Here is a 7,359-nt window from a genome sequence, read left to right as displayed (position 1 = left end):
GTCTCTGCCCTTTCCTCACCCCCAACCCCACAACCCCTTCCCCCTCTCCTGACTTATGCCAGGAGAGGGGGAAGGGGCCAGGGGATAAGGGTGAGGATGGAAAAGGGCAGGATTTCATTTCAATATTACTGAGGCTGAGCAGATACGAGATTATGAACTGACGCGCGGCGAGCCCCCGCTTAGCGGGGCGGGCAGCGGAGTAACCAATCATCCCTCGAAAGGGGTAAAGAGGCGTGCCTTTCGGCGAATTTTATATTCTTTGCAGGGAAAAAAAGGAAAAACGGCGCTTTGGCCTCGCTTTGCGAAGCGGGGCTCGACCGCCGTTTTCGGCTTCTAGCTGGGAATTTTTAAGGTTCAAGGCTTGACTTATTGAAGAAAAAGAGGATAATACGATTTAGTAAATCGAATTATCATGGCAAATTACAGGAAGCGCCCAACCATGGGGGATGTTGCCCGTCTGTCCGGGGTTTCCCAGACGACGGTTTCGTTTGTCATCAATGATGTGCCCAACACCAACATCTCCAAGAAGACCCGGGCGGCGGTGCTGAAAGCCGTTAAGCAGCTCGGGTACACGCCCAACGCGATGGCGATCGGCCTCCGCACCAGCCAATCCCGCGTGATCGGGCTGGTGACCGACGAGATCGCCACCACGCCTTTCGCCGGCCAGGTCATCCAGGGCGCGCAGAATTCCGCCCGCGAAAACCAGCGCCTGCTGATGTTGATGAACTCGGGCAAGGACTCCGGAATCGAGGATCAGGAGATCGGCATTTTGCTCAGCCGGCAGGTGGAGGGGATCATCTTCGCCACGATGCGCCACCGCCTGATCGAACCTTCCCCGCTGCTGTACCAGATCCCTTCGGTCCTCCTGAACTGCCGCGACGCGGGCGATTCGCTTCCGGCCGTGGTGCCGGACGAGTTCCTGGGGGGGTATCAGGCGGCCGAGGCCCTGCTCAAGAAGAACCACCGCTGCATCGGCATGATCAACACCTCGGAGGACGTCCCCGCGGGCCGGCTGCGCGAGCAAGGCTTCCGCCAGGCGCTGGCCGACAGCGGCGTCCCGGCCGAGGACGGGTTGGTGGCCTACGGCGAGGACGGCGACGCCAAGACCGGCTACGACGGAGTCCGGTCGCTCTTCGCGCGCTGCGAGCGCATGACGGCGCTGTTCTGCTTCAACGACCGGGTGGCGATGGGCGCCTACGACGCGCTGGGCCGGATGCAAAAGCGGATCCCGGAGGACGTGGCCGTAATCGGCTTCGACGACTACGACCTCATCTCCGCCAACCTGTATCCGACCCTCACCACCATGCGCTTGCCGCATTATGAGATGGGGAGGTGGGCGGTGGAAACGGTGTTGCAGATTTCCCAGAGCACGGGGGAGAAGGGAACTGCGCCGCAGGTCCTGCTGCCTTGCCCGCTGGTGATGCGGAATTCCTTATGAGGAAAGAGCAGAGAGGAGGCGGTATGCATGAATAGCCGAAAAAGAAAAGGGTAACCATGCCTTCCAGCACGGTTACCCGGGCGATAGTGCCGACGTATCCCATCAGGCGACTATCTGGACGAATTATACCCAAAAACGATCACCGCTCCGCGCGATCCAGGTAGGATCCAATTCTTCCTCGGCATTATCCTGGCTTTTTGGCAAGCATCGGACACCCCCTTCCAATCGACTCGCAGGATTTTCTTCAAATGGAGGAGGACCATGTACAGGAAACGCAAAAGCTTTTCCACGATCGCCGTGCCGGCGGTGCTTTCCATAGTTCTGGCGGCCTGCGGCACCGCCACAGCCACTCCGGCTCCGGCCACATCCGCCCCCGCGACTAAGGCGGCCCCGAGCGCGGAGCCGACCCAGGCTCCCCAAGCCGAACTGCCGAACTGCGGGACCGAGCCGGTGGTGATGAAAGCCGTCTTCGAAACCGGCTGGGACATGCCCACGCAGCTTACCGAGGAGTTCACGAAGCAGTTCCCGAACGTCACCTGGGACATCAGCATGGAGCAGTTCGCCAACCTCATCACCACGACGCCGCTGCTGCTCGCGAGCGACAACCCGCCCGACCTGATCCGGCTGCCGACAATGACCTCGTTCGCCAAGGACGGCCTGCTGAAGAACCTGGACGACTACGCGGCGGCCTTCGGCTGGAACGATTGGCCGGTGCCCCAGATCGACCAAAACCGGTTGGATGCGGACGGCATCCGCGGGTCCGGCACGCTGTATGCCATGGGCCTCAACTACAGCATGACCGGCATTTTCTACAACAAGCAGCTCGCCGCGCAGATCGGCATGACCGAACCGCCCAAGACGGTCGCCGAGCTCGAGGACCTGTTCGCCAAGGCCAAAGCGGCCGGGCTCTTGCCGATCATGGAGTGGGGCAGCGCCAAGAGCGGCATGGGGCTGGCGTTCCCGCTCCAGAACCTGATGGCCGCCTTCGGACCGGTGGAACCGATCAACGAATGGATCTTCCAGAAGCCCGGCGCGACGATCGACACCCCGTCGAACCTGGTCGCGGCCCAGCACCTGCAGGACTGGATCGAGAAGGGCTACTTCCCGCCCGACATCAACGCCATTGAATACACCGACGCCGCCGACCGGTTCGGCAAGGGCGAGGGCGTCTTCACCTTCAACGGCGACTGGCAGAACGGCGGCTACGATGCGGCCATGCCCGGCAACGTCGGGTTCTTCCTGATGCCGCCCGCCGAGGAGGGCGGGGGGTATGCCGCGATGTCCGCTCCGCTGACATACGGCATCGCCGCCACCGCCAAGCATGCGGATTGCGCGGCCTTCTTCTTCAACTGGGCCGCCACCAACGACATCGCCCGCCAGATCAACGTCGACGGCATGGGATCCAACCCCGGCGGACCGGCCGACGCCAAGATGCCGATCGTCAAAGCCGGCTCGGTCACGTTCGACACGCTGGCCGCCGGACCCAGGTTGAGCGGCGCGATGGACTTCATCGCCAACGCGACGAGCTCGATCTTCGCCCAGGGCTGGACGCCCGAGCTGCAGAAGATGGTCGGCGGCAAGCAGGACGCCGCCGGGTTGCTCAAAGCCGTCCAGGAAGAGTACCTGCGGGAACTGGCGCAGTAGTTGGGGAATGAGGAACGCGCGATGACGATGCCCACGCCTATCCGATCCGTTGGGAACACCCCGGGGACGTCGGGCAACCGTCATCCCGTGACGGAAACCTTCCGGCGGATCTTCCGGCACCGGAGGATCCGCCGGGAGGACGTTGTCGGCTGGCTGTTCGTCCTGCCGGCGCTGATCATGTATGCGGTGTTCGTGCTTTTGCCTTTTGCTTCGACTATCCGGTACTCGTTTTATAAATGGAACGGTGTCGGTCCCGCGACCTGGGTCGGATGGAAGAACTACGTGAATATCTTCCAGGTTCCCAACCTGATCGGGACGGTTATCAACGCGTTCTGGCTGGTGGTGTGGTTCAGCTTCATTCCGGTGAGCCTGGGTCTCATCGTCGCGAGCGTAATCCACCGCACGGCGACGGGGCGGTTCGGGACGGTCGCCCGGACCGTTCTCTTCCTGCCCAATGTCATCCCGCTCGTCGCCGCCGGCATCATCTGGGGCTGGCTGCTGGCGCTCCCGGGGTTGATCAACCAGATCCTCAAGACCTTCGGACTCGGCGCGCTCGCCCGGGCCTGGCTGGGCGATTTCGACACGGCGCTCCCGGCCGTCGGCGTCGTCGGAATTTGGGTGCTGTTGGGATTTTGCACCGTCCTGCTGTTGACCGGCGTGTCGAAGATCGACCCGGCCCTCTATGAATCCGCGCGGATCGACGGCGCCGGCTGGCTCCGGGAGTTCGCCGCGATCACCGTCCCGCTCCTCCGCTACGAGATCGGCGTGTGCCTGACGGTCACCGTGGTCGCCGCGCTGGCCGCGTTCGACATCATCTGGGTCACGACGGCCGGCGGACCCGGCAGCTCGACCTCGGTCCCCGGGATCCAGATCTACATCCTGGGGTTCACCCAGCGCGCGATCGGCCCGGCGTCGGCCCTGGCCGTCCTGCTCATGGCCCTCGTCGTCTTGGCCATCATCCCGATCCAGTACCTGACCAAGGAGGTCAAACAATGAAGGTCGCCCGCGGCGAGTTCTGGGTGGGCCGGGCCCTGCTCCTGACGCTGATGGCGTTCACGATCCTGCCCTTCATCAGCATTTTCATCACCGCGCTGCACCCGTCGGGGACCGTGCCCAGCGGATTCGAATGGCCGGCGGACCCGCAGTGGATCAACTTCGTGACGGCGTGGAACCAGGCGGAAATGCCCAAGCTCCTGGCGTCGAGCATTTATCTTGTCCTGGCGGTCGTGCCCGCGGCCATGGTCATCTCGACGATGGCCGGGTATGCCATCGGCCTCCTGAAGATCCCCGGCTCGCACGTGCTCCTCTTCCTGTTTGTGTTCGGGCTGACGCTTCCGTTCGCGGGGTTCATCATCCCGATCTACTTCCTGGAGCGGGCGCTGGGGATTTACAACACCCGGCTGGCGATCGTGTTCCCGCTGATCGCCCTTTACATGCCGTTCGCCGTTTTCTGGATGCGGGCCCACTTTGTCAACATGCCGGCTGAGATCTCGGAGGCGGCCCGGGTCGACGGCGCCAACACCTGGGATCTGTTCTGGCAGATCCACGTCCCGCTCGCGCTGCCGCCGGTCACGTCGCTCGGGATTCTCATGGCGATCTGGACCTGGAACCAGTTCCTGCTTTGCTTGGTGCTGGTCGAGGACCCGACCCAGCGGACGATGGCCGGAGCGCTGGGGGCGTTCCAGGGCCATTATGCCAACAATGTCCCCCTGTTGTGCGCCGGCACGATTCTGATCCTGGTGCCCACCCTCGTCGTGTTCGTGATCTTCCAGCGCCAGATCATCGCCGCCCTGCTGCAGGGCGCGGTCAAGGGCTGAGCGGCGGAAAAGCGGGCGCCCGGTTCGCGCCGGGATCCGCGGCGGAAGCCCCCGGAGATCCATCGGCATCCGAGGAAAGATGAAAGGTGACGTAATCGTCCTTGAGGAGCATCACCGAAAAGCCGGCGCGGCCATTGCATCGGCCCTGCTGGAGAGGGTGGTGGAAAAGCCCGGCCGGTTCTCGATCTCGGTCGCCGGGGAATCCGGCTCGGGGAAGTCCGAGACGGCGGCCGCACTTTCGGAAGCGCTGGCCGCGCGGGGAATCCGCACGGCCGTGTTCGGCCAGGACGATTATTTCGTCCTGCCGCCCAAGTCCAACGACCTCCGGCGGCGGCAGGATCCCGAATGGCTCGGCCCCCACTGCGAAGTGCGCTTCGATCTCCTCCAGGCCAACCTCGATGACGCCCGCGGCGGCGCGGCCCGCGTGGTCAAGCCGAGCGTCGACTACGACGCCGACTCGCTGTCGGCCGAGACGGTCGACCTGGCCGGGGTGAAGGTCGTGATTCTGGAAGGCACCTACGTCTCGCTCCTCAAGCGGATCGACGCCCGGGTTTTCATCGCCCTCAGCCGGCGCGAGACTCTCGCGCACCGGACCAAGCGGAAGCGCGGACGCGAGGCCGGCGATCCCTTCGTGGAAAGCGTCCTCGGCGTCGAGCACAAGATCATCGCCGGCCACCGCTACCTGGCGGATTATGTGATCACCCGCGAATACGCCGTGATTCCCGTTCCCTGAGCGGCCGAGATGCCCCCGAAAAACAAGGTCCAGCTGATCACCTACCCGGATTCGATGGGCGGCGGCATCCGCTCCCTGGGAGCCGTCCTGGAAGAATTTTTTCCAAGGCTGTTCGAGGGCGGCATCCACCTTCTGCCGCCCTTTCCCTCCTCCGGCGACCGTGGATTCGCGCCGCTCACCTACGCCGAGATCGATCCGCGCTTCGGCGCGTGGGATGATATCCGGCGCCTCGGGCAAAGCTACGACATTCTCCTGGACCTGATGGTCAACCACATCTCCAGGAAGTCGCCGTATTTCCGCGATTTTCAGGCGAAGGGCCCGGCCTCGGAATGGGCCGACCTTTTCATCCCGCTCGCGAAATTCTGGCCGGACGGGGAGCCGCGGCCGGAGGACCTGAAGAAGATCTTCCTCAGGCGCAAGCGCCCCTATTCCACCTTCGCAATCGGCCCCGGCCGGACTCCGACCAGGCTGTGGACGACCTTCGGCCATGCGGATCCCTCCGAGCAGGTGGACATGGACTGGAGATCCCCGGCCTTTAAAAAGCTCATCGCGGAGTACTTGCGGATCTTCGCGGCCAACGGGGTGAAGATCGTCCGGCTCGACGCCATCGGGTACCTCGTCAAGAAGCCCGGCACCGATTGCTTCTTCGTCGAGCCGGAGATTTTTCAATTCCTGGAATGGATCCAGGGCGCGGCCTCGTCGCTGGGGATCGATGTCCTCCCGGAAGTCCATGCGCGGAAGGAGATCCAGCACCGGCTGGCCGAGAAGGGATATTGGATCTATGATTTCATCCTTCCCTACCTCGTTCTCAATGCGCTGTTCACTTCCTCGGCCGGCCTTTTGGCGCACTACCTCGCCCGGCGGCCCGCCCGGCAGTTCACCATGCTCGATTGCCACGACGGCATCCCGGTCAAGCCCGACCTCGAAGGGTTCTACGATTCGGCGGGAGCCCGCGCCGTGGCCGCGGTCTGCGAGCGGCGGGGAGGCAACTTCAGCCGCATCGAATCCCAGGCCCACAAGGACCCCGACGGGTTCGACGTCCACCAGATCCGCGGGACCTACTACTCGCTCCTGGGGCGGGACGACGAGGCCTACCTCATCGCGCGCGCCATCCAGTTCTTCGCGCCGGGGATCCCCCAGGTTTATTACGTGGGCCTCCTCGCCGGCGAAAACGATCTCGCCGCCGCTCAACGCACGGGCGACGGACGGGAGATCAACCGGCATGTGTTTTCCGTGGAGGAGATCGGGCGGCAGGTGCGATCGCCCGTCGTCAAAGGCTTGTGCCGGCTGATCCGCTTCCGGAATTCCCATCCCGCGTTTCAGGGCGAATTCAACATTCCGGCGGCGTCCGGCGATTCGGCGTTGCGCCTGCGCTGGTCGGCGGGCAGGGATTGGGCGGAGATGGAGGCGGATCTTAAGGAGCGCTCGCTGCGGATTGCGTATTCGGAAGGGGGAGGAAGCGCAATGTTGGATTCCGAAACCCTCTTGAATCCATAACTCAATCCGCGGAAAAGGCGCCGGGATCAGCGCGACTTTGCTTCTTGCTCAGCCCGATCAATATTGAAAAGTAACAACACCTGCTTTGCCTCCCCCGCATCCAATCCTCCCGTCACGGTCCCGCGCGGAGCGCAGGATATGCGTTCCGGGATACTTTCTCCCAGCCCATCGCTTGCGCTGGAGGGCTTTCAACAAATGCATATCTTCATCTGCAGATGTGGGGCTGGGAA

6 protein-coding genes are annotated in these 7,359 nt (G+C 63.4%); all 6 read left to right on the top strand.

Annotated features, from left to right (window positions below; genetic code table 11):
* Nucleotides 1-439: 439 nt before the first annotated feature.
* The 6 genes from JW929_01280 to gtfA all read left to right on the top strand — a co-directional run bounded on the left by JW929_01280 (nucleotide 440) and on the right by gtfA (nucleotide 7,129).
* Complete coding sequence (locus tag JW929_01280) at nucleotides 440-1,438, top strand: LacI family DNA-binding transcriptional regulator (protein MBN1438013.1); 999 nt, start codon at nucleotides 440-442, stop codon at nucleotides 1,436-1,438.
* Nucleotides 1,439-1,699: 261 nt separating this feature from the next.
* Nucleotides 1,700-3,082, top strand: a complete 1,383-nt coding sequence (locus JW929_01275; protein MBN1438012.1) for an extracellular solute-binding protein — start codon at nucleotides 1,700-1,702, stop codon at nucleotides 3,080-3,082.
* A 27-nt stretch (nucleotides 3,083-3,109) separates the two neighbouring features.
* Nucleotides 3,110-4,078 (top strand): sugar ABC transporter permease, encoded by a 969-nt coding sequence (locus tag JW929_01270; protein ID MBN1438011.1) that lies wholly within the window; start codon nucleotides 3,110-3,112, stop codon nucleotides 4,076-4,078.
* On the top strand, nucleotides 4,075-4,899 hold the full coding sequence (locus JW929_01265; GenBank protein ID MBN1438010.1) for a carbohydrate ABC transporter permease: 825 nt from the start codon (nucleotides 4,075-4,077) through the stop codon (nucleotides 4,897-4,899). Before JW929_01270 ends, JW929_01265 begins: the two co-directional genes overlap by 4 nt.
* A gap of 79 nt (nucleotides 4,900-4,978) precedes the next feature.
* Entirely contained in the window at nucleotides 4,979-5,632 is a 654-nt protein-coding gene (locus tag JW929_01260) for a hypothetical protein (GenBank protein MBN1438009.1), read from the top strand.
* A gap of 9 nt (nucleotides 5,633-5,641) precedes the next feature.
* Nucleotides 5,642-7,129, top strand: a complete 1,488-nt coding sequence (gene gtfA, locus JW929_01255) for a sucrose phosphorylase (GenBank protein MBN1438008.1) — start codon at nucleotides 5,642-5,644, stop codon at nucleotides 7,127-7,129.
* The last annotated feature ends 230 nt before the right edge of the window (nucleotides 7,130-7,359 follow it).

This window comes from Anaerolineales bacterium, from assembly GCA_016928575.1.
Lineage (GTDB): Bacteria > Chloroflexota > Anaerolineae > Anaerolineales > RBG-16-64-43 > JAFGKK01.
This window is presented reverse-complemented; position numbering and strand designations above follow the sequence as displayed.

Excerpts from the sequence above, each read along its gene's own strand:
- JW929_01280 (MBN1438013.1), top strand. The coding sequence starts at position 440 with ATGGGGGATGTTGCCCGTCTGTCCGGGGTTTCCCAGACGACGGTTTCG.
- JW929_01275 (MBN1438012.1), top strand. The coding sequence starts at position 1,700 with ATGTACAGGAAACGCAAAAGCTTTTCCACGATCGCCGTGCCGGCGGTG.
- JW929_01270 (MBN1438011.1), top strand. The coding sequence starts at position 3,110 with ATGCCCACGCCTATCCGATCCGTTGGGAACACCCCGGGGACGTCGGGC.
- JW929_01265 (MBN1438010.1), top strand. The coding sequence starts at position 4,075 with ATGAAGGTCGCCCGCGGCGAGTTCTGGGTGGGCCGGGCCCTGCTCCTG.
- JW929_01260 (MBN1438009.1), top strand. The coding sequence starts at position 4,979 with ATGAAAGGTGACGTAATCGTCCTTGAGGAGCATCACCGAAAAGCCGGC.
- gtfA (MBN1438008.1), top strand. The coding sequence starts at position 5,642 with ATGCCCCCGAAAAACAAGGTCCAGCTGATCACCTACCCGGATTCGATG.